At 66.3% G+C, this 20,152-nt stretch carries 21 protein-coding genes; 9 read left to right on the top strand and 12 right to left on the bottom strand.

What is annotated here, in order from left to right; translation table 11 throughout:
• Positions 1–34: 34 nt before the first annotated feature.
• The 7 genes from DU502_RS06350 to DU502_RS06320 form a co-directional block, all read right to left on the bottom strand.
• Positions 35–556 (bottom strand): adenylate kinase family protein, encoded by a 522-nt coding sequence (locus DU502_RS06350; protein WP_121920825.1) that lies wholly within the window; start codon positions 554–556, stop codon positions 35–37.
• Positions 553–1,635 carry a histidinol-phosphate transaminase gene (hisC, locus tag DU502_RS06345; protein WP_121920826.1) on the bottom strand — a complete coding sequence of 361 codons (1,083 nt, stop codon included), beginning with the start codon at positions 1,633–1,635 and terminating at the stop codon, positions 553–555. The genes DU502_RS06350 and hisC overlap by 4 nt, the downstream gene beginning before the upstream one ends.
• A gap of 39 nt (positions 1,636–1,674) precedes the next feature.
• Positions 1,675–2,178, bottom strand: a complete 504-nt coding sequence (locus tag DU502_RS06340) for a phage tail protein (protein WP_121920827.1) — start codon at positions 2,176–2,178, stop codon at positions 1,675–1,677.
• The gene (locus tag DU502_RS06335; protein ID WP_121920828.1) at positions 2,175–2,795 is read right to left on the bottom strand and encodes a phage tail protein; all 621 of its coding nucleotides are present in this window, start codon (positions 2,793–2,795) and stop codon (positions 2,175–2,177) included. Before DU502_RS06335 ends, DU502_RS06340 begins: the two co-directional genes overlap by 4 nt.
• Before the next feature lie 114 nt (positions 2,796–2,909).
• Positions 2,910–4,529 carry a GMC family oxidoreductase gene (locus DU502_RS06330; RefSeq protein WP_121920829.1) on the bottom strand — a complete coding sequence of 540 codons (1,620 nt, stop codon included), beginning with the start codon at positions 4,527–4,529 and terminating at the stop codon, positions 2,910–2,912.
• Positions 4,522–5,061 (bottom strand): gluconate 2-dehydrogenase subunit 3 family protein, encoded by a 540-nt coding sequence (locus DU502_RS06325; protein ID WP_121920830.1) that lies wholly within the window; start codon positions 5,059–5,061, stop codon positions 4,522–4,524. Before DU502_RS06325 ends, DU502_RS06330 begins: the two co-directional genes overlap by 8 nt.
• Before the next feature lie 149 nt (positions 5,062–5,210).
• Positions 5,211–5,942: a fumarylacetoacetate hydrolase family protein gene (locus DU502_RS06320; protein WP_121920831.1), complete on the bottom strand. Its 732-nt coding sequence runs from the start codon at positions 5,940–5,942 to the stop codon at positions 5,211–5,213.
• 92 nt (positions 5,943–6,034) lie between these two features.
• On the opposite strand from DU502_RS06320, the gene DU502_RS06315 reads away from it, so the two are divergent.
• Positions 6,035–6,766, top strand: coding sequence for a metal-dependent hydrolase (locus tag DU502_RS06315; protein WP_121920832.1), 732 nt, complete (start codon positions 6,035–6,037; stop codon positions 6,764–6,766).
• Between the two features lie 40 nt (positions 6,767–6,806).
• Positions 6,807–7,205, top strand: coding sequence for an OsmC family protein (locus DU502_RS06310; protein WP_121920833.1), 399 nt, complete (start codon positions 6,807–6,809; stop codon positions 7,203–7,205).
• Positions 7,206–7,261: 56 nt separating this feature from the next.
• On the opposite strand, the gene DU502_RS18190 is transcribed toward DU502_RS06310, so the two are convergent.
• Positions 7,262–7,405, bottom strand: a complete 144-nt coding sequence (locus DU502_RS18190; protein WP_158601172.1) for a hypothetical protein — start codon at positions 7,403–7,405, stop codon at positions 7,262–7,264.
• A gap of 237 nt (positions 7,406–7,642) precedes the next feature.
• Between DU502_RS18190 and DU502_RS06305 the strand changes: the two genes are divergently transcribed.
• Entirely contained in the window at positions 7,643–9,103 is a 1,461-nt protein-coding gene (locus tag DU502_RS06305) for an APC family permease (RefSeq protein ID WP_121920834.1), read from the top strand.
• 2 nt (positions 9,104–9,105) lie between these two features.
• Positions 9,106–9,753, top strand: a complete 648-nt coding sequence (locus DU502_RS06300; RefSeq protein WP_121920835.1) for a potassium channel family protein — start codon at positions 9,106–9,108, stop codon at positions 9,751–9,753.
• Here DU502_RS06300 and DU502_RS06295 read toward each other — a convergent pair.
• A complete protein-coding gene (locus DU502_RS06295; protein WP_121920836.1) occupies positions 9,750–10,529 on the bottom strand; it encodes an HAD-IIA family hydrolase in 780 nt (259 codons plus the stop codon). The two genes, DU502_RS06300 and DU502_RS06295, sit on opposite strands and share 4 nt — an antisense overlap.
• A gap of 162 nt (positions 10,530–10,691) precedes the next feature.
• On the opposite strand from DU502_RS06295, the gene DU502_RS06290 reads away from it, so the two are divergent.
• Together DU502_RS06290 and DU502_RS06285 are read left to right on the top strand one after the other, a co-directional pair.
• Complete coding sequence (locus DU502_RS06290; protein WP_121920837.1) at positions 10,692–12,278, top strand: LamG domain-containing protein; 1,587 nt, start codon at positions 10,692–10,694, stop codon at positions 12,276–12,278.
• Positions 12,279–12,352: 74 nt separating this feature from the next.
• Positions 12,353–13,132: a GTP cyclohydrolase IIa gene (locus tag DU502_RS06285; protein ID WP_121920838.1), complete on the top strand. Its 780-nt coding sequence runs from the start codon at positions 12,353–12,355 to the stop codon at positions 13,130–13,132.
• On the opposite strand, the gene DU502_RS06280 is transcribed toward DU502_RS06285, so the two are convergent.
• Positions 13,133–14,296 carry a pyridoxal-phosphate-dependent aminotransferase family protein gene (locus DU502_RS06280; RefSeq protein ID WP_121920839.1) on the bottom strand — a complete coding sequence of 388 codons (1,164 nt, stop codon included), beginning with the start codon at positions 14,294–14,296 and terminating at the stop codon, positions 13,133–13,135.
• A 106-nt stretch (positions 14,297–14,402) separates the two neighbouring features.
• Positions 14,403–14,645 carry a hypothetical protein gene (locus DU502_RS06275; protein WP_121920840.1) on the bottom strand — a complete coding sequence of 81 codons (243 nt, stop codon included), beginning with the start codon at positions 14,643–14,645 and terminating at the stop codon, positions 14,403–14,405.
• An 86-nt stretch (positions 14,646–14,731) separates the two neighbouring features.
• Here DU502_RS06275 and DU502_RS06270 point away from each other — a divergent pair, with 86 nt between their 5' ends.
• Positions 14,732–15,265: a type IV pilin gene (locus tag DU502_RS06270; protein WP_199722718.1), complete on the top strand. Its 534-nt coding sequence runs from the start codon at positions 14,732–14,734 to the stop codon at positions 15,263–15,265.
• A gap of 7 nt (positions 15,266–15,272) precedes the next feature.
• On the opposite strand, the gene DU502_RS06265 is transcribed toward DU502_RS06270, so the two are convergent.
• A complete protein-coding gene (locus tag DU502_RS06265) occupies positions 15,273–15,614 on the bottom strand; it encodes a hypothetical protein (protein WP_121920842.1) in 342 nt (113 codons plus the stop codon).
• A gap of 503 nt (positions 15,615–16,117) precedes the next feature.
• Here DU502_RS06265 and csg point away from each other — a divergent pair.
• Positions 16,118–19,081: an HVO_2072 family ArtA-dependent S-layer glycoprotein gene (gene csg, locus DU502_RS06260; protein ID WP_121920844.1), complete on the top strand. Its 2,964-nt coding sequence runs from the start codon at positions 16,118–16,120 to the stop codon at positions 19,079–19,081.
• Positions 19,082–19,426: 345 nt separating this feature from the next.
• Entirely contained in the window at positions 19,427–20,152 is a 726-nt protein-coding gene (locus DU502_RS06255) for a hypothetical protein (protein WP_121920845.1), read from the top strand.

The following is a 20,152-nucleotide window of genomic DNA, read 5'->3' as shown; positions in this document are numbered from 1 at the left end:
GCGAACCGCCGGTAATGACTTCCAACGATCATTATCACAGGTAGTCCGTGAAGTCCACGTCGCCGGCGCTCGGTTCTCGGTCGCCAGCGACGACGGCCTCGATTGCCTCGGCCACGTCGGCCGGCGTTCGGTCCGTGGTGTCGATTTCGTACACCCGCTCCAGCCCGTGGCGATCCACCGCTTCCGAGAGGATCACGTCGAGCGCCTCGCTCTCCGCGTTCTCCGTCGCCTTCGTCTCGTCGGCGCCGCGGTCGCGCAGGCGGTCTTCGAGTACGTCCGGCCGACACCGGAGGACGACCACCCTGTCCGCGTCGAGGTGGTGCGCGAGGTGTGACTCCACGACGCCCGACCAGTCGCCCAGCGACTCGCGGACGGCGTCGAGGTCGGCCACGAGCGAGTCGCGGTCCGCGTCGCGTTCGGACCACAGGCCCGCCTCCCGGATCAGTTCGTTGAGGTGGATGACCGGACCGTCGAGGAGCGTGGTGGCGGAGGTCTTGCCGGTCCCGGGCGTGCCGGTGACGGCGACGCGGTAGTCGACCTCGTCGGCGTCGCTCATACCCGTACCTCCGCGAGTGCGTCGTTGATCGTCTCGACGGCGCGGGGCGTGGTCTCGCGCGTGCCACACGAGACGCGGATGCACTCCGGCAGGCCGAAACTGGAGCAGTCGCGGACGATGACCCCCTGTCGCTGGGTGGCCTCCGCCACCGCCGAGGCGTCGCCAACCTCCGCGAGGACGAAATTGCCGCCGCTCTCCCACGTCGGGGCGTCGAGGTTATCGCGGAGGTAGGCCCGCGCCCACCGGGCCGTCTCGACGGTCGTGTCGAGGTGGTCGTCGTCGTCGAGGGCGGCCAGAGCGGCCCGACAGCCCACCTCGCTGGCGGCGAAGGGAGTGTTGACGCGAGCGTAGGCGTCCGCCCACGATTCGGGGACGACGCCGTAGCCCACGCGGAGGCCCGCGAGGCCGTACGCCTTCGAGAACGTCCGCAGGACGGCGAGGTTGTCGTAGTCGTCGAGAAGGTCGATGGCCGACGGCGCCTCGGTGTACTCGGCGTAGGCCTCGTCGACGACGAGGAGGGTGTCCTCGCTCACCGATTCGGCCAACTCGACGATGGCCTCGCGGGAGAACTCCGCGCCCGTGGGGTTGTGCGGCGTCGTGAGGTAGACCATGCGCTCGCCGTCGTAAGCGTCGAGGACGGTGGCTGGCGCCTGCGCGAAGTCGTCGGCCTTCGACAGTTCGTAGGTCGCCACGTCGCCGTGGTGGTACCGGGCGCTCATCCGGTAGTAGGAGAAGCCGGGTTCGGGCGCGAGAATGCGGTCGCCGGGGTCGAGAAACGCCCGCGAGAGGTAGTCGATGGCGCCGTCGGCGCCGGGTGTCACCCACACCTGTTCGGGCGCGCAGTCCCAGTGGTTGGCCAGTTTCTCCCCCAGATCGGTGTGGGAGGCCTTCGGATAGACGCCGACGCGCGGCGCGGTCTCCTGAATGGCCGCGACGGCCGCCGGACTCGGGCCGTGCGGATTCTCGTTCGACGAGAGTTTCGTGAGGTCGTCGGGGTCCATCCCGAGTTCGCGGGCCACCTCCTCGGCGCCGCGACCGGGGACGTACGGCGAGAGGTCGGAGAGGTCCCGTGGTTGCATGGCCGGATGATGCGGACGACGACGCTTAAGCGTGATTGATCACTCATCGCCGTCGCCGGTGATCGCCTCGATGCCCTCGTGAGCCAGTTCCAGCGTCTCGGTGGCGGCGGCCGGCCGGTCGGCCACCAGTTCCGGCCCGTCCCACCGGACCGGTGTGGCGTCGACACAGCGCCACCCCCGCGCTCGCTCGCCTGCAGCGTCGAGGAGAAACACCCGCACCGTCCGCGGATCGACGATCCCCGCCACCCAGTCCTGAAGCCAGTCCCAGAGCCGTCGGTCGTCGGTGACACCCCGCCGAAGCGTGAGCGTCGGTGAGACAGTCCGCCGTCGTGGGGCGGATGGCACGCGGCCGACCGCACGCCCGAGACGGTCGCCCCAGTCGAACCAGTCCACATTGTCGTCCTCGGGGGCGTCGTCCGCCGGTCGCGCCTGCACGCGGACCGACAGGCCGCTGACCTCGGTGAAGCCGAGCGGTGGACGGTCGTCACCGAGGTCGACGTCGAACCGGTGACGGCCGTAGGGATCGACAGGGCGGTCGGTCATTTCGTCCGCTTCGGTGGCTTGTCGTGGTTCGTCCGTCGCGTCTCGGGCTTCTCGTGTTCCGTCCGTCGTGTCTCCGGTTTCTCGTGTTTCGTCTGATACGTCTCCGGCTCGTCCGGTTCGTCCGCCGTCTCCCGTTCACCCTCGTCCCGTCGCTCTCCGCCGTCAGTCTCGCCGCCCATGTCGACGCGTTCGACCCCTTCGTGGACGATTTCGAGCGTCTCGATGGCGACGGCGGAGCGGTCGGCGTCCAGCGTCGGGGCCTCGTATCGGGCGGGCCACGCGTTCCGGAGTTCCCACCGTGCCGCCGACGCTCCCTCCTCGTCGAGGAGGACGACGGCGATGGCTCGCCGCGCCTCGTCGACCGTGCCCTGCTGGACCAGTCGGCACCACTCGGCGAGTTCGATGCCGTCCATCGTGACGCCGTACCGCAACTCCAGCGGGCCGTACTCGTTCAGGCCGGCGAGTTTCCGGGGCGTGGGCCGGTCGTTGCCCTCGCGATACTCGACGACAGCGGTCGAGGAGGTAGGGAGCCGACAGTAGTTGAACCCGGCTTTCGCGATGCCGTCGATTTCGACGAGAAAGCGGGCCATCCGGAACGGGCCATGTCGGTCAGGCATCACTCCGCTCCAGCGGCGTCGTCGCCGCGTCGACGAATGTCACGTTCGTTACCATTACACACGGCTACACGCCGGCGAGGCTCTTGAAGCTATCCGGGGCGGCAGAGGGGGCGATCAGCCGAGCCACGAGTCGAGGCGCTCCGCGATCCGACAGGAGAGCGCCGCGATGGTGAGCGTGGGATTCATCGCGCCGCCAGTGGGGAAGACGCTACTGCCGGCGATCCAGAGGTTGTCGCAGTCGTGGGCGCGGCAGTCGGGCGCAACGACGCTCTCCGCGGGATCGGTGCCCATCCGGGTCGTCCCCATGTGGTGGAAGGCGGGTCCCGTCCCGTCGGGGCCGACGACCCAGTCGATGTCGGCGTCGAGTTCCTCGAAGATTGCCCGCTGGACCTCGTTGACGCGCTCGATGGCCTGTCGCGTCTCCGGGCCGACCGACCAGCGCACGTCGGGGACGGGATTGCCGTGGTCGTCGGTCGTGGATCGGTCGAGCGTGATGCGGTTCTCGGCGCGCGGGAACTGCTCGACGAGGGCGCCGACGGCGAGGTGGGTGCCGTAGGACTCGCGGAGGGTGTCGAGGAGGGAGTCGCCCCAGTCGTCGGCGTGGAGCGCTTCGATCACCGGCGACGGGCCGGCGTAGTTCAGAAACTCCAGTTTGACCCCCGGAAGGGGGTCCTCGCCGTCGTAGAGGGCGTGACACTCGCTGGTGTTGAAGCCGACGTGGTTCTGGCGGGTGGGGCGGTCGATCCGGCCGCCGACGCCCGCGAAGCAGTGGTCCATGAAGTATCGTCCCACCGCGCCGGAGGAGTTGGCGAGGCCGTCGGGGTGGGCGTCGGACGCCGAGAGCAGGAGGAGGCGGACGTTCTCGACGCCGCCGCAGGCGAGGACGACGGCACGGGCCTCTTGCCGATGCTCCTCGCCGCTGGGCGTGGCGTAGACGGCGGCCTCGATGCGCTCGCCGTCCGGGCCATGGTCGAGACGCTGGACGGGCGCGCGGTCGATAACGCGGGCGCCGGCGGCCTCCGCGCGGGCGACGTGGCGCTCCGCGGTGTATTTCGCCCCCGACGGACAGACGGGTTTGCAGGTACCGTAGCCGACACAGGCCGAGGCGTCGTCGTAGGGTTCAGAGTTGCGCGCGTTCGGCACGGAGTGCATGGGGAGTTCGAGCGCCTCACAGGCGTCGGCGAAGATGGAGTCGCTGTGCGAGGGTGGGAAGGCGGGGAGGGGATGCGGTTCCTCGCGGGGTGGTGCGAAAGGGTTGTCGGCGGCGCCGGCAACGCCCAGTTCGCGTTCCGCCTCGGCGTAGTAGGGGCGCAGGTCGGCGTAGTCGATGGGCCAGTCCGCGCCGACGCCGTGGCGGGACTGGAGTTCGAAATCGCGCTCGTGGAGGCGCATCACCATCCCCTGCCAGTGGAGCGTCGAGCCGCCGATTCCCTTCACGCGCGCGGCGTTGAGGGGGTAGCCCTTCGAGCCGCTGGAGGTGTAGGCGTCGCGCTCGCCGCCCATGCCCCAGAGCCCGTCGACGCCGCCTCCCCCAGACGCCTCACCTTCGACACCGGGGCGGAGGTGGGCGTCGAGTTGTTCTTCCCGCTCCGAGAGGTCGAACCGCGGCCCGGCGTCGAGGACGACCACGTCGTGTCCCGCCTCGGCGAGCCGTGCGGCGACGATGGCGCCCGCGGGACCGGCGCCGACGATACACACGTCGGCGTCCGGTTCGGGCGACCGATCCTCAGCCATCCTCGTCCTCCATCCGGGCCTTCTGGTAGCTCTCGGTGCCGCCGGGGTAGCCGACGGGGTTCTCGATGCCGACCAGACGGCCGCCGGTCGGGGAGGCGTAGAATGCGTAGAGGAGTTCGTTCACGAGGTAGAATCGCACCTGCGCGGCGAGGTTGCCGTCGGGGTCGGGGTCGGCCACGTCGACGCTGAGATCGCGGAGAAGTTGGTCGCGCGCCGACCGGTCGAGGTCGGTGAGCGGTGCGCCGCGCCAGTCGCGGGCCGTGGCGTCGAGGTCGGCGGCGGCCGTGACGACGCCTTCGCGGTGGGCCGGATCGTCCGCGATGCGGCCGGCGACGTACGTCTCGACGAAGGGTTCGATCCCCTCTGCCTCGGCGGGATACACCGCCTCCGCGACGGCGACGAGGATGGCGAGGGTGTCGTCGGAGACGGTGGTGTCGGGACTCCCCTCGTCACCGAGGGCCGTCGCCCCCGCGACGCCGACGGCGCCGGCCGTCGCCAGCGCCGCGAGCGCGTCCCGTCGACTCAGGTTCATCGGGACCGGATTAGGGGAGCCTAAATTTATGGCTTGTCCTCTGGCGGCGTGGAAAAAGAACCCGCGAACCGCAGTCTCGTACAGATCGTTGGAAGTGGTTCGTCGACACGACACGGCGAACCGCCGACGATCAGTTACGACACTCCGTATCAGTCGCGCCGCGCGGTGAACTGGAGAGTCTCGACGCCTTCCACCTCGACTTCGACCTCGTCGCCGTCTTCGAGGCCGCCGACGCCCGAGGGGGTGCCGGTCGAGATGACGTCGCCGGGTTCGAGCGTCATGTACGAGGAAATCTCCTCGATCAGTTCGGGGACGGAGAAGATGAGCTGTGAGATGTCGGAGGACTGCTTGGTCTCGCCGTTGACGCGGAGAGAGACGGCCGCGTCGTCGGAGAGGTGTTCGGGGTCGGCGACGACGGGTCCGATCGGGGCGGCGCCGTCGAAGGCCTTGCCGCGCACCCAGTTCTGCTCTTCGCGCTGGTCGTCGCGGTTGGAGATGTCACAGACGACGGTGTAGCCGTCGATGACCGACTCCGCGTCCTCGGCGTCGACGTTCCGGCACTGCTCGCCGATGACGACGCCGAGTTCGGCCTCCCAGTCGACCTGCTCTTTGCCCTCGGGGAGGGTGATGGTGTCGCCGTGGGCGGCGACGGTGTTCGGCGTCTTCAGAAAGAGCATCGGGCGGTCGGGGACGGCGATGCCCGTCTCCTCGGCGTGGTCGGCGTAGTTGATGCCGATGCAGATGATCTTCGAGGGTTCGGAGGGGGCGAGGACATCTACCTCGTCGAGATCGTAGGTAGCGTCGGCGAAACTGACGCTGTCGCCGTGCCATTCGCCCGTCCGAACCATACCTGCAGGATCGCGGAATCTGACGCGTCGCATGGGAGAGGGCTCATCCGCGGGCGAAATAAGCCTTCCTCGTTAGGCTGGGGAGCAAGATTGATGTTCGAATCCGGACAACTTGTACCGGAACCATGGAGCTTACCTGGCACGGCCACTCCACGTGGCACGCCTCCGTCGACGACACGTCCCTGTTGATCGACCCGTTCTTCGGCAACCCGTTTACGGCCGTCGATCCGTCGGATCTCGATCCGGACTACGTTCTCCTGACCCACGGCCACGCGGACCACATCGGCGACGTGGGCGCGTTCACCGACGCGACGATCGTCGGCACCCCGGAGCTGACGGCGTGGGTTGCCGACGAACACGGTGCCGACGACACGGTCGGGATGAACATGGGCGGCACCGTCGAGTGTGGCGACGCGTACGTGACGATGCACCGTGCCGATCACACGAACGGCATCGGCACCGACTACGAGTACAGCGCCGGGCCGCCGGCGGGCTACATCATCGGCGACACGGTCCCCACGCAGGAGACAGACGAGGACGCCTTCGCGTTCTACCACGCGGGCGATACGGGGCTGATGAGCGAGATGCGCGACGTGATCGGGCCGTTCCTCGAACCCGACGCCGCGGCGCTCCCGGTGGGCGACCACTACACGATGGGGCCGGCACAGGCCGCCATCGCGGCCGATTGGCTCGACGTCGATCACGTCTTCCCGATGCATTACGACACGTTCCCGCCCATCGAGATCGACGTGGGGGACTTCGAACGCGAGGTGGCGGCGACCGGATCGACTGCGACGGTCCACGTCCTCGACGGCGACGAGAGCTTCGCGTTCGAGCGGCCGTACGCCGAGGAGTAGGGACAGGATTTAGACGCCGCGTCCCGAGTCGACGGATGCAATGAGCGATATCGAGACGATCACCGTCAGCGACGAAGGATTCGCGTGTGTCAACCAGGTCGGCGACTTCGAGTTCACGGTCGACGCCACCGACGAGGAAGGGCCGAATCCGAACGCGGCGCTCGTGGCGACGTACGCTTCCTGTTTCCTGCCGGCGTTCCGCGTCGGCGGTCAACAGCACGGTCACGACGACCTCGGAAAGATTCAGATCGACGCGAGCGCCGACCTCGACGAGGACGACGACCTCGCCTCGATCCACTTCGCGATCCACGTGGCCGCCGACCTCGACGACGAGACGTTCGACGAAATCGTCGAGCGCGCCAAGGACATCTGTCACGTCCATGCGGCGCTCCGTGACGGCCTCGCGGCCGAGGTCGACGTCTACGGCGACGCCTTCTGAGATCGGCCCGGCGCCGCCGCTCACGGACGGTGGACGACCACGCCGAAAACGACCGTTCAGCGGCGGTACCAGCGGTAACTCATCGCTCGGCCGTCGACGATGACGACCTCCTGTCCCTCGGTCGTCGACCGCTCGTCGGCGTCATCCACCTCGTCTTCGACCTCCTCGCGGAAGACGTACGGGCTGTTGTTCGGTGACATACACCGTGGTACGCTCCCACACATAAATAAAGTTACGTCAGACGGCAGTGTGACGCCGTGTCGCGCCGGATTCCTGCCAGCCGGCGTCGAGTCGCTCGGACGGCGTTGCCGTCGGGCGGGAACGTCACCGTACTTTCTTGTGCGCCGTTTCCATCGTATCCGATACATCGGGATGGATCGTAGCGATACGACCGACGACGGTCACGACCGAATCGACGCCGGGATGGATCGAGAGCGATGGGGACGGCGGAGGATGCCGTGAGCGGACACGGCGAGCGAGCGCCCGAGGCCAACCTCGGACTGCTCGACGCGACGATGATCGGGATGGGAGCGATGATCGGCGCGGGGATCTTCGTCCTGACCGGCCTCGCGGCGGAGATTGCCGGCCCTGCGGCGATCCTCGTCTTTTTGCTCAACGGCGTCGTGACGGCCTTCACCGGCCTCTCGTACGCGGAGCTCGCGGCGTCGATTCCCAAGAGCGGCGGCGGCTACGCCTTCGTGCGCGAGGTGTTCGACGACCTCCCCTCGTTCGTGATGGGGTGGATGCTGTGGTTCGCCTACATGATCGCCGGCGGCCTGTACGCGCTGGGGTTCGCGCCGAACTTCCTCGAACTCCTGCACGTCTACGACGTGACACCGGCGCCGAATCAGGTGGGTGCGATTGCCCTCCCCGTGATCGACGCTGGCGTGCCCGCCGCCGTCGCCCTCGCGTTCGTGGCCGTCCTCTTTCTGGTCACGCTGAACGCCCTCTCGACGGCCGCGAGCGGGAGCGTCGAGACCATCTTCACGCTCGTCAAGGTGGGCATCCTCGTGATCTTCGTCGCTTTCGGCGCCACGTCGCCCATGTTCGCGACGGCCGAATTCCAGCCGCTCTTTCCGGGTGGCGCCAGCCCCCTCAGCATCCTCCCCGCGATGGGGCTGACGTTCATCGCGTTCGAAGGGTACGACCTCATCACGACGGTGACGGAGGAGGTGGAGAACCCGCGGGAGAACATTCCGAAGGCCATCTTCGTGAGCCTCGGGGTGACGGTGCTCGTCTACCTCGCGGTGGTTGGCGTCGCGGTCGGGACGCTCGGCGCCGAGGGACTCGCCGAGGCGGGAGAGGCCGGGATCGCACAGGCCGCGACGCAGTTCATGCCGACGGGCCTGCCGATCATCCAGAACGGGGGCGCGATCATCGTCTTCGGCGCCGTCTTCTCGACGCTGACGGCGTTGAACGCCGTCGTCATCGCCTCCTCGCGGGTGGCGTTCTCGATGGGGCGGGAGGATCAACTCCTCCCCTCCTTCGGCCAACTCCACCATCGCTACGGGACGCCGTTCGTCGCCATCCTCGCGAGCGGAGTGGTGATGCTCGGCTCCGTCGCGCTCCCCACTCAGAGCGCCGGCAACATGTCGAGTCTCTTCTTCCTGCTCTCCTTCATCGTCGTCAACGGGTCGGTGATCAAACTCCGACGGGAGCGCCCGGACATGAACCGACCGTACGAGATGCCGTACTATCCGATCCCACCGATCCTCGGAATCGTCCTCAATCTGATCCTGACGGGGGTACTGGTGACGTACCTGCTCCGAACCGACGTGCTGGCGCTCGTCCTCAGCGTCGGCTGGATCCTGCTCGGGGTCGTGGCGTACGGCATCTACACCCGACTGGGGTCGAGCGAGGAGACGGACGAACCGGACGACGCAACGATACCACAGTAACAATGACACTCGACATTATCATCGCGGGCGGTGGACGTGTCGGCTTCGAGACAGCGGTCCTCCTCGACGACCGGGGGCACGACGTGACGGTCGTCGAACCCGACGCGGCGCGCTGTGACGACCTCGCCGACGAGTACATGGCGACGATCATCCGTGGCGACGCCTCGGACCCGGACATCCTCCGGCAGGCGGACGTGGCGAGAAGCGACGTGATCGCCGGGGTGACGGGTGAACCGGGGCTGAATCTGGCGATCTGTATGGAAGCGAAAGAGATGAACGCCGAGATTCGGACGGTCGCGCGCATCGGGAACCGCAATCAAGAGGGCTACGGCCAGTTCGTCGACGAGACGGTCTTCCCCGAAGGGGCTGGCGCGCGCGTGGCCGCCAACGAAATCGAGGGGAGCGACGTACGGACGCTTGCCGACGTGACGGGAACGCTCGACATCATGGAGATCCGGGTTCAAGAAGGGGCGCCAGCGGCGGGCAAGGCACTGCAGTCCGTGCGGTTCCCCGCCGGCACGCTCGTCATCTCGGACGACGACGGCGAGCGAGTCGCCCGGCCGGAGACGACGCTCACGCCGGGCAAGCGCTACGTGATCGCGGTCGAACCGGACGTGGCCGACGAAGTGATGAACCTGCTGCGGGGCTAGAGGATCGATCCGACATCGCCCAGCGAATCGAGGACGTAATCTGGCGTCACGTCGCTCCGTTCGAGGTCGCGGTCGTCGGTGACGCCGGTGCGAACGAGCACCGTCGTCATGCCCGCCCGCTCGCCGAGCGCGATGTCGGTGTCGAGACGGTCGCCGACGACCAGACAGTCGCGCGGCGGGAGGTCGAGGCGGTCGCGAATCATCCGACGAGCCGGCTTGGAGGGCTTCCCGAGTACCACGTCCGGCTTACGGCCGACGACGCCCGCGACGGCGTTGATGATCGCGCCCGACCCGGGCACGTCGCCCTCGGCGGCGGGGATCACCATGTCGGGATCGGTGCCGACGAGCGTCACGTCCTCGTCGTCGCACGCGCGGAGCGCCGCACAGAGCCGGTCGTAGTCGAACGACCGGTCGATGGAGACGACGACGGTGTCGGCGCGGGCCTCGTCGGTCACGACGGTCAGGCCGGCGTCGGTCAACTGCTCGACGAGGGCGTTCTCGCCGACGACGAACAGCGCGTCGTCGGGGTGGCGCTCCGCGAGGTAGGCGGTGGTAATCGTCCCGGCGGTGACGATTTCGTCGGGGTGGGCGTCGAAACCGGCCCGTCGGAGCCGGTCGGCGTAGGCCGGCGGGCGCTTGGTCGGGTTGTTGGAGACGAAGAGGCGACGGAGCCCCGCCGCGGACAGTCGGTCGAGCCCCTCGGCAGCACCGGGGATAGGCTCGTCGCCACGCACCACCGTTCCGTCCACGTCGAGGACGACTCCGCGATAACTCATCGACGGGGGTACGAACGCGAGGCAGTTGAACTTCGCGCTCGGCCTGAACGCCGTTAACGACCCATTAGGTGGCACAAGGCGTCATTAGTTAACGGGGTAGGTGGTGAGGATCGCAGTACCAAGGAGGGGGACGCCGTCGAGCGTCCCGATCCGGGAGAGACTATGGACGACAGCTTCGAACTCACGAGACGGAAGACGCTGGCTGCTCTCGGCAGTATCGGTGTCGCGTCGGCCGGTGCAGGACTGGGAACGAGTGCGTACTTCAGCGATCAGGAGACGTTCGAGAACAACCAGCTTACCGCGGGGACGCTGGACATGAAGGTAACCGCGACGGAGTACTACTCCGACTGGTCGGCCGACGAGGCCGAGTACGCGGGTATGGCGACGGACGAAGCCTCGACGGACATCCGTCTACCGGCAGGTGACGGGCAGTCCGACGCACAGGACATCGCCATCGATATCGACGGCGACAACTACGCCAACTTCTTCGACGCCATCTCGACGGACGCGGACGGCAACCCGTACAACCGCGTCAACGGTGGGATGGCGGCCGCGGCGGGCGGACTCTGTGGCACCGAAAGTGACGCCGACGGGCCGGTCATCATCGACATCGGCGACGTGAAGCCCGGCGACTTCGGGGGGGCGCAGTTCGCGTTCAAACTCTGTGACAACCCCGGCTACGTCTGGCTCACCGGGGGACTCGAGAGCGCCAGCGAGAACGGCGTGACCGAACCCGAAGGTGACGACCCCGACGAGGGTGAGGGAGTCGAACTCTTAGACGAGGTGCAGGTCGCCTACGGCGTCGGGCCGATCAACGGCGACACGTCGGCCTTCGAGGACACCGACGCGGGTTTCCAGCCCGTCGAGCAGTACACCCTCCGCGAGTTCCTCGCGATGCTCGATGGCGGTGGCATCGCGCTGGACGGCGACATCGACGCCGAAATTGGCGGTGGGACGGGTGAGCAGGGCTGTTTCTCGGGAGGCAACCCCGAGGAGCCGAGCGTCCACGAGGTGAGCGTGGTCTGGTGGCTTCCCATCGACCACGGCAATCAGGTGCAGTCCGACAGCGTGACGTTCGACCTCGGCTTCTACACCGAGCAGTGCCGCCACAACGACGGCGAAACGGATCTCGTCGCGTACTACCCGTTCGAAGGGAGCGCCGACGACGTGAGCGGCAACGGGTACGACGGGACGCTCGTGGGCAACACGTCGTTCACGAGCGGGCCGGTCGGGCAGGCGGCGTCGTTCGACGGCGACGCGGATCTGGTCACGACGAGCCTGAACGTCGGCAGCGCGAACGAGTCGCTGACCGTCGCCGGCTGGCTCAAGCTTCCCAGCCAGTCCGTGGGTCAGAACCACTTCGCTTTCAGCAACTACGTCGACACCAGCCACGACGGCTTCTTCGCCATCGGGACGAACGACGGCGACGGGATGTTCTTCTGGGTCAGGGACGCAAACCGGTCGAACAACGCTCAAACGGGCGCGTACGAACCGGCCTTCGACGGCACCTGGCACCACTACGCCGGTGTCCGGGACGCGGACGCCGACGAGGTGCGGTTCTACATCGACGGCACGCTCCAAGAGACTCTCGCCTTCCCCGGAGATGTCGCCATCCGGGACGGGGATTCGTTCTTCGGCATGATGCAACACTACGGTAACCGAAATCTCTCCGGCGACGCCGACGACGTGCGCATCTACTCGCGCGCCCTCTCCGCGAGCGAAGTCCAGTCGCTCTACGACTCGGCGTAGCGCGTCGGTCCACTGTTCTCCCGCCCGCCACAGAACCAAAGAGCCATTGGGTCGCCGCCCCACGGTCCGATACCGTGACGAACACGCAGTTGACGCTCGTTCAGATCGACAACTACGGACCCTGGACGGTGACGCCGGAGCCGCGCCGCGAGATGGACCTACAGACGCTCCAGTCGCGCCTGTTCGCCGACCTCGCGCAGTTCGTCGGCCACCGGGGTGGCTACGCCTTCTTCACCCGCTTCGACAACATGGTCGCGGTGACGAACGGCCTCGACCTCGACGACCACCGACTCCTGCAGGAGTCGACGGGGAACCGCTACCCAGTGACCGTCAGCCTCGGCATCGGCGTCGACCCGAACCCGGCGGTCGCGCTGGAACGGGCGACCGAGGGACTCCAGGGGGCCGGGAGCGCACAGGACGGCGACAGACGGGAAGTGTTGACCGGAACGCCGGTCGCCGATCCGTCGGCCGACGACGTGGCCATCGCCCACTTCGACGTGAACGACGCGACCGAAAAGTACACCGACCAACTCAACGAGTTCGACTCCTTCATCCAGATCGAACAGGGGTACGCCGCGTTGATGCGCTACCTCCGTGAGGAACACGGCGGGCTCTCCTTTTTCGTCGGCGGCGACAACATCATCGCCGTCATGCCCGACATCGACGCGAGCGACTATCAGGCCGCCATCGACCACGTCGAGGAGGCGGTCGGGGTCGACCTCAAGGTCGGCGTCGGGCGGGGTGAGGACGCCCACGCCGCCGGCATGACGGCAAAACACGCGTTAGAGGAGTGCCGACACCGGGGGACGGCGGTCGAAATAGGCGAGACGGCGAGAGAAGTCGAGAGCGAGTAATCAGGCCTCGATAGCCGGTTCGTCCACGTCGAAGTTCTGCGCTTCGAGGGCGTCCTCCATCGCGGCGAGGAGGCAGGCGACGTTCTGTCGGCGGGCGGAGTAGCCCATGCAACCGATGCGCCAGATGTCGCCCTCGAGAGCGCCGAGGCCGCTGGCGATCTCGATGTCGTACTCGTTCATCAGGTACTCGATGACGGCGGTGTCGTCGACGCTGTCGGGCACTTCGATGGAGTTCAGGCTGGGGAGCCAGTACTCCTTCTCGGCGGCGGGGTCGAGGCCGAGGCTCTGGAGGCCCTCGCGGAGTTCGCCCGCGATGTCGAGGTGGCGCTCCCAGCGGTTCTCGAGTCCTTCTTCGGCGACGAGGCGGAGCGCCTCGCGGAGGCCGTAGAAGTTCGTCGTCGGCGCCGTATGGTGGTAGTTACGCTCGTCGCCCCAGTACTCCATGACGAGGTCGAGGTCGAGATACCAGGAGCCGGTGTCTTCCTCGCGGTTCTGAATCTTCTGGCGGGCGCGTTCGCCGATGGTCAGTGGCGTCGCGCCGGGCGTACAGGAGAGACATTTCTGGGGGCTGCCGTAGGCGGCGTCGATGCCCCAGTCGTCGATTCGGAGTTCGACGCCGGAGAGCGAGGTGACACAGTCGGCGATGGTGATCGCGTCGTGGTCGTGGGCGATGTCGGTGAGTTCGGGGACGTTCGGCTGGCGGACGCCGGTACTGGTCTCGGCGTGGACGAAGCCGAACACGTCGGGCTGGTGTTCGTCGAAGGCGTCGGCCACGTCCGCGGGCTGGAGGGGTTCACCCCACGGCGCGTCGACGGTCACCACGTCGCCACCGGCGCGGCGGGCGATTTTCCCCATCCGGTCGCCGAAGTAGCCGTTGGTGGGCACCAGCATCGTGTCGCCGGGTTCGACGATGTTGCCGATGGCCGTCTCCATGGCAGCCGTGCCGGTACCACTCGTCGCGAGCGTCCACTCGTTGTCGGTCTGGAACGTGTAGCGAAGGAGTTCCTGGATGTCGTCCATAATCTCCAGGAAGGACGGGTCCATGTAGCCGAGCGCCTGTGTCGACATCGCGCGGAGGACGCGCGGGTGGATCATGCTCGGGCCGGGGCCCATCAGAATGCGTGACGGTGTATCGAGTTCGCTCGTCTCGGGTGGACTTCTCATATATCGAGTGAAGGACGAACGGAATAAAAACCTGCGTGTTCGTGGCAATATATTGTCGAAGGGGTGGTTCGACGATTGCCATAGGCCACCATTGTACACGGATCGGCTACAGCAGACGCGGGATAAGGCGTCGCCAGATCACCGTCAGGACGACGACGACGACGTACGCACCGAGCAGGGAACCGGCGAAGTAGAGCGCCAACCGGTCGAGCGGCATCGACTCCGCGGAGACGGCGGCGCTGACGCTGTACGCGACGGCGACTGCGTGGTGATACCAGCTCAGGAACGATCCGGGATTGGTCGCGGACGGGCGCCCGGCCGAGCCGGCCGCGTCGGATGACGACGCCATACGGGGCGTCAGGTAGCCACGAGCAAAAGCATCGGGGGACGGTCCGAGCGGTAGCGTTTTTAATTCATGCTGCTGAAAATACCACTGTGTCAAGGGATCTCGGTAGGGAGAGACGAGGCGTCGCGCCGGTCATCGCGGTGACGATACTCGTCGCGTTCGCCGTCGTTCTCGCGACCACGGTGTCGGCGTTCGTCCTCGTGGACAATCCGGACCTCCCACCGCCGGCCCCACAGATCAGTGTCTCGCACCAGTTGGTGTCCGACGGGGACGAACGGACGATCGCCGTGACGCTAGAGGGGGGCAACGCCGTCGACACCGACCAACTCTACGTCACCGGGTCGAAGCCGCTGGACATCGGCGGCGCACCCGGAAGCGGAACGCCGGCGGACGAGACGTACGCCAGCGACAGGGAGAACTTCGTCGAAGCCGCGGGCGACAATCCGCCGCAGGTCGGCATCGGAGAGCAGTGGGAGTCCGGCGAGACGATCTATCTCGATCCCGAAGGGACGGCCGAGGGCGTGACGATCAGCATCTACTGGAACACCGAGCCGATCGAGGGGGGTAATCCCGGAACGGTGACCGGCGACGACGCCAACCTGATCGCCGAGTTCCGAGTCTGAAAGGCCGTCACCGGTCGCTCGGCCCGCCACGGCGTCGAACGGCGACCGTCCCGATCCCGTAGCCGACGAGCGCCACCCCGGTGACGGCCAGTCCGACAGCAGCGTGCAGTCCGAGGCGTTCGAGCGGCGACGTGACCACGGGCGCCGGTTTCGTCCACAGCAAGTACGCACGGACGAGCGCGTCACCGACGAACAGCGGGAGGAGAAATCCGCCGACGCTGACGAGGGCGACGCCGACGGTCCACCGGAGGCGCACCGATCGCGAGAAGTTTCGCCGGGTCGCGTCGAGATACACGAGTCCCGCGACGAGGGGAGCGACGAACGACCCGAGGAGGACGACCGGAGTCATGGCCGTTCCTCCGTCGAGTCGATCATAACTGTGCTGTTTCTGCCTAGTGTCACCAGTCGAGATACCGGTCGAACAGCCAGATACCGAGCAGCGATGCCGCGATCGTGGTCGTGATCGTGCGGGCAGCGAACGAAACGAACGCCGATGGAATCCCGAAGACGGGGATCGCCAGGAGGAGAACAGCAGCCCAACCCCACCGCCGCCGACGTATCGCACGACCGTTTCGTTCACACGTCGTGTTCCGCGTGGCCGAGTGTGTGAGATAAATCGAAGGGGTAATTGCTTCACTCGTCGCCGCCACGTCGGCAGGGGTAACGGCCGGGCAGACGAGCGAATCGAGACGGCCGCGTCCGGAAGCACGACGGGTCGATGCCCCGACCGACACAGAGTGGTAAGCTATTTTATTATAGGTGGAAAACATATTGGCGACAGCAACCAGCGGTAGGTGTCGTATCGAACCAGAAGTTGGCCCAGCAGCTCCCACCCAAACACACGAAACGAAAATGAGATCTGATACAGAACACGTTCGAGCAGTACTCCTCGCGGTGCTGGTCGTGGTCGCACCGATCGCTGGCGTCGTCGCCCTCTCCCAGACGGGCGTCGCGGCGAGTGGACTCTCCATCGACAGCGCACTGTCGCCGACGACGGTCGACGAACAATCGACCGTCTCACACGACTTCACCGTCACCGTGACCGACGTTACGGCAGACAGCGGCACCGATTCGTTCGCGGTGACACTTCCGTCGACGGCGACTGGCGCCACGATCACCAGTGCAACCGTAACGAACAACACCACGACCGTCAGTTCGACGACCAACGTCGTCGGCCGAACGGCGTACATCAACGCGACACAGGATCTGTCGGGGTCCAGTAACACCGACGTCGATCTCACCGTCGACGCGACGATTCGCGTCACCTGGGGATCGGTGACCAGCGACCAGACTGGGACCATCACGTACCGGTTCACCGACAGCGGTAGTGACGATCTCGGCTCCACGACGCTCGCGTCGGTGACCGTCGAGGACGTCGCCGGACCGAGCGGGACGACCCGTTCCGGTCCCGGTGGGAGCGGTCCGTTCGACACCGTCGACGGCGAGGGTGTCGTCTACGACGGCGCGACCGTCTTCCAGGGCGAATCCGGGATCGAACTCGGCGGCTCGCTCTCCGGCGGCGTCGTGAAGACGGCCGGCGACGCCGAGGGCGTGCCTCTCGAAACGCCGAACGTCCCGCAAGATCAGGCCATCGGCCGCTACACGACCGACGGCGACAGGGGATCACCCGGCGTGACGGTCACGACGCCGCGCGTCACCACGCTCGACATCGAGAACATCCGTGGCGTCGACATCGCTGGAGGATCGGTTCGGCAGGGCAGTGCCACCAGCGGATCCGGCGAACTCACCGTCGCCGGCGCCTGGAACTACCAGCAGGCCGAGAACCTCGAAGTCACCGTTCGGAACAACAACGGTCTCGACGTGACCGGCGACGCCATCGTCGAATCGCCAGGATCGACCGGCGACCCGGCGACCAAGCAGGCATCCGACGTGACCAACGGCGAGGTCCGGTGGGACATGGATCTCTCGGACCTCAACACGGGGACGTTCACGGTCACGCTCGCCGGCACGGACGACCTCGACTTCGGGACCGCCAGCCGGAGCGCGACCATCACCGTCACCGGCGACGACGACGTGCGACTCGTCCTCAACCGTCGAACCGTAACGCGGGGCGAAGACGTGAGCTTCCGGATTCGCGGGTCGAGCGCCGGCGAGTACCACATCGTCACCATCGCCGAGGACGAGTTCCGGTCGGGGAGTCTCTCGACCGCCCAGCGAGAGCGGATCTTCCGACGGGTCGGTGACACCGTGCTCACGGGGTACTCCGAGCAACGAGACGTGGCGTACGCGGTCGTCGAGATCGACGACGACACGGGCCTCGGCGTCGGCCAGATCGACACGACCAACCTCGACGACAGCAGTATCGACATCGACCTCTACCGGGCCTCGCCGGATCGGCCCACCAGCGAAGCTGACGTCGACGCCGACCTCGGCAGTCTCAGCGTCGTCGACGACCCCTCGATGACGGTCGGACAGGGCGAAGTCTCGATCACGAACCCGCGCGACACGTACGCCATCGGCAGCGAGATTACCCTGAACGGGACGGCGTCGAGCGGGGTCGACGACGTCGCCTTCTACGTGCGCCGACAGGGTGATTACCAGCTTCTGGATCTCGACAGTTCGGCCTCCGGTGGCACGCAGGCGACGCTCTCCGTCGACGCCGACGGCACGTTCGAGGAGGAGGAGATCGTCCTCTCGGAAGGGAACGAGGACGGTAACGACCTCCTCTCCCTGCCCGGCACGTACCGCCTCGGGGTGATCGACGCGGCCGACGCCGGCGGGCGCGGGAACATCGCGCGGAGTCTCAGCGTCTCCGAGTTCACGACCGGGACGAGCTTCCAGCGGTCGCTCCGCGTGACCGACACGGAACTGAGCGCCACCTTCCAGTCGGTCGGCGGACAGGTGTCCGTCGACGACCGCGTGATCGGCGTGTCCGGCACGTCGCTCGGCTCGCAGACCGTCGCCTTCCTGTTCGTCGACGAACGCGGCAACGTCCAGTACACGGACGTACGGATCGACTCCGACAACACGTTCGAGGAAGACGACCTGAACATCGGCGAGGATCTCGAGGAAGGGCCGGTCATCGCCATGGCACTCACCGCCGGACGCGACGGCCAGTTCGGGAACGGCGGCCTGCGTGCGCTCACGAGCGGGGACGCGTACTCGGATCTCCAGCAGTTCGCGACCAACCTCGATCAGCAGTCGCTGACGGGTGCTCAGGTCCGCGCGCGCCTCCTGGATGCGACGACCGAAGCGACCGCGAGCGACGACCGGATGGTGACGACGACCTTCCGGCTCGCGGACTCCCGATCCACGATCGGAAACGTCTACCCGCAGGGGGCACCGGCCACAGGCGTCAATCCGATCGCCATCGACGACACGATGATCATCGAGGGGACGACCAACCTGCGGCCGGGCGACAACTCGATCACCGTCGAGTTACTGACCGACGACGGCGATTCCGTCGCCCTCACGACGACCGACGAGTGGGGCTACGACGGCAGGTACCGGATCGCGCTCGACCTCGACGACGTGGAGGTGGAGCCGGGCACGTACACGCTCGAAGTGGACGACTCCTACAACACCGACACGGTCGAGGTAGAGATCGTCGAAACCCGACAGACGGCGACGCCCGAGCCGACACCGACCGAGCGGCCGACGCCGACGGAGACGGCGACGCCCGAACCCACGCCGACTGCGACAGCCACGCCGGAGCCGACACCCGAACCCACGCCCGAGCCGACTGCGACGCCCACACCGACGCCCACCGAAGGGGGTGGTGCCGGCTTCGGGGCCGTCGTCGCGGTTATCGCGCTCGTCGCGGCTGCACTACTGGCCGCTCGGCGAGACGCCTGAGCAGGTGACGACCGCGGCCGGCTCGGTCGTCCGTCGTGTCCGGTCGGAGGAAAACTGGTGCAGTAGCCGCTCACAGTGCAGTTTCACCGAACGAAGTGAGGTGAGAGAGAGCAAAGACGCCTCTGGAGAGTCCGAACCCGCCGAAAACGGACTCTATCCCCCTGCCGGTCACAGTGAAGTACCGTCGCTGTGCGAGGGATCCATTCGAAACACCCAATTTCAAACTCTTGACTGAGGATCATCGAGGGCCACATAGTCGGATCTCATTGGGGTTATCTTCTATCGTATGTTTGCTACCGATTTCCACGAGAAGATATAACATGACACACTGGCAACTAGATCGATATGAGAGACGAGTACCTCGTGCTTTCGCCAGCGACAGAACTCACTGAGGATGATCTGCAACAGATTCAGGACGAGCTGACAGACTCACGTAGGAGTTCTCCAAGTGTATGGTTCGAATCGTTCGACCCAACGCAGGAGATGAAGGGTGACGAGAGCGACACAGGCTTTGCTTTCAATTGGATCGAAATCCTCCCGATAATCGAACTCCTCATCGTGGGCTATCAAATCGGAGAACTAACGGGCGGGAACGAGCGTCTCGCTCGAAAACTGCGGGAGCGGCTTGACGGTGACTTGATCACTATCAACTCGAAATCAATTGCCACAGATCCCGCCGAGTGGGTAGGGACTGATGTCTGGACGCAGCTGCCGACGGAGACGAAAGACGATCTGCAGAAATCGTACGATGCACTCCATGAGGGGTCAGAAACGGGTGTGATACTACACAGCGCCTTCGCAATCGAACATCTGATAGCGTATTTTTGTGAAGCGTATTGCTCTGAGATCCCCGACGACGTTTGGAAAGATGGCATAGAGTTAGTGCAGGCACAGATGACACCCGATCACACCGCCAATCTATTCAGTAAGTTGGAATTTATCAAGCAAAAGAGCAGACAAATCAACGAGCGTAACGAATCGATGGACGAGGACGATGCTATTAGCACAGTAATCATCACGCGAAATGCTGTTCGGACCGTAATCGAGACCGGCCTCCACCCGACCGCCTAA

Source organism: Haloplanus aerogenes, from assembly GCF_003856835.1.
Classification (GTDB): Archaea; Halobacteriota; Halobacteria; order Halobacteriales; family Haloferacaceae; genus Haloplanus; species Haloplanus aerogenes.
Note: the sequence above shows the minus strand (reverse complement) of the source record. Positions and strands in the feature narration are given on the sequence as shown.

Bases quoted from the DNA above. Each gene is read 5' to 3' on its own strand.
- DU502_RS06350 (WP_121920825.1), bottom strand. From the start codon at position 556: ATGAGCGACGCCGACGAGGTCGACTACCGCGTCGCCGTCACCGGCACG.
- hisC (WP_121920826.1), bottom strand. From the start codon at position 1,635: ATGCAACCACGGGACCTCTCCGACCTCTCGCCGTACGTCCCCGGTCGC.
- DU502_RS06340 (WP_121920827.1), bottom strand. From the start codon at position 2,178: ATGACCGACCGCCCTGTCGATCCCTACGGCCGTCACCGGTTCGACGTC.
- DU502_RS06335 (WP_121920828.1), bottom strand. From the start codon at position 2,795: ATGCCTGACCGACATGGCCCGTTCCGGATGGCCCGCTTTCTCGTCGAA.
- DU502_RS06330 (WP_121920829.1), bottom strand. From the start codon at position 4,529: ATGGCTGAGGATCGGTCGCCCGAACCGGACGCCGACGTGTGTATCGTC.
- DU502_RS06325 (WP_121920830.1), bottom strand. From the start codon at position 5,061: ATGAACCTGAGTCGACGGGACGCGCTCGCGGCGCTGGCGACGGCCGGC.
- DU502_RS06320 (WP_121920831.1), bottom strand. From the start codon at position 5,942: ATGCGACGCGTCAGATTCCGCGATCCTGCAGGTATGGTTCGGACGGGC.
- DU502_RS06315 (WP_121920832.1), top strand. From the start codon at position 6,035: ATGGAGCTTACCTGGCACGGCCACTCCACGTGGCACGCCTCCGTCGAC.
- DU502_RS06310 (WP_121920833.1), top strand. From the start codon at position 6,807: ATGAGCGATATCGAGACGATCACCGTCAGCGACGAAGGATTCGCGTGT.
- DU502_RS18190 (WP_158601172.1), bottom strand. From the start codon at position 7,405: ATGTCACCGAACAACAGCCCGTACGTCTTCCGCGAGGAGGTCGAAGAC.
- DU502_RS06305 (WP_121920834.1), top strand. From the start codon at position 7,643: ATGGGGACGGCGGAGGATGCCGTGAGCGGACACGGCGAGCGAGCGCCC.
- DU502_RS06300 (WP_121920835.1), top strand. From the start codon at position 9,106: ATGACACTCGACATTATCATCGCGGGCGGTGGACGTGTCGGCTTCGAG.
- DU502_RS06295 (WP_121920836.1), bottom strand. From the start codon at position 10,529: ATGAGTTATCGCGGAGTCGTCCTCGACGTGGACGGAACGGTGGTGCGT.
- DU502_RS06290 (WP_121920837.1), top strand. From the start codon at position 10,692: ATGGACGACAGCTTCGAACTCACGAGACGGAAGACGCTGGCTGCTCTC.
- DU502_RS06280 (WP_121920839.1), bottom strand. From the start codon at position 14,296: ATGAGAAGTCCACCCGAGACGAGCGAACTCGATACACCGTCACGCATT.
- DU502_RS06275 (WP_121920840.1), bottom strand. From the start codon at position 14,645: ATGGCGTCGTCATCCGACGCGGCCGGCTCGGCCGGGCGCCCGTCCGCG.
- DU502_RS06265 (WP_121920842.1), bottom strand. From the start codon at position 15,614: ATGACTCCGGTCGTCCTCCTCGGGTCGTTCGTCGCTCCCCTCGTCGCG.
- csg (WP_121920844.1), top strand. From the start codon at position 16,118: ATGAGATCTGATACAGAACACGTTCGAGCAGTACTCCTCGCGGTGCTG.
- DU502_RS06255 (WP_121920845.1), top strand. From the start codon at position 19,427: ATGAGAGACGAGTACCTCGTGCTTTCGCCAGCGACAGAACTCACTGAG.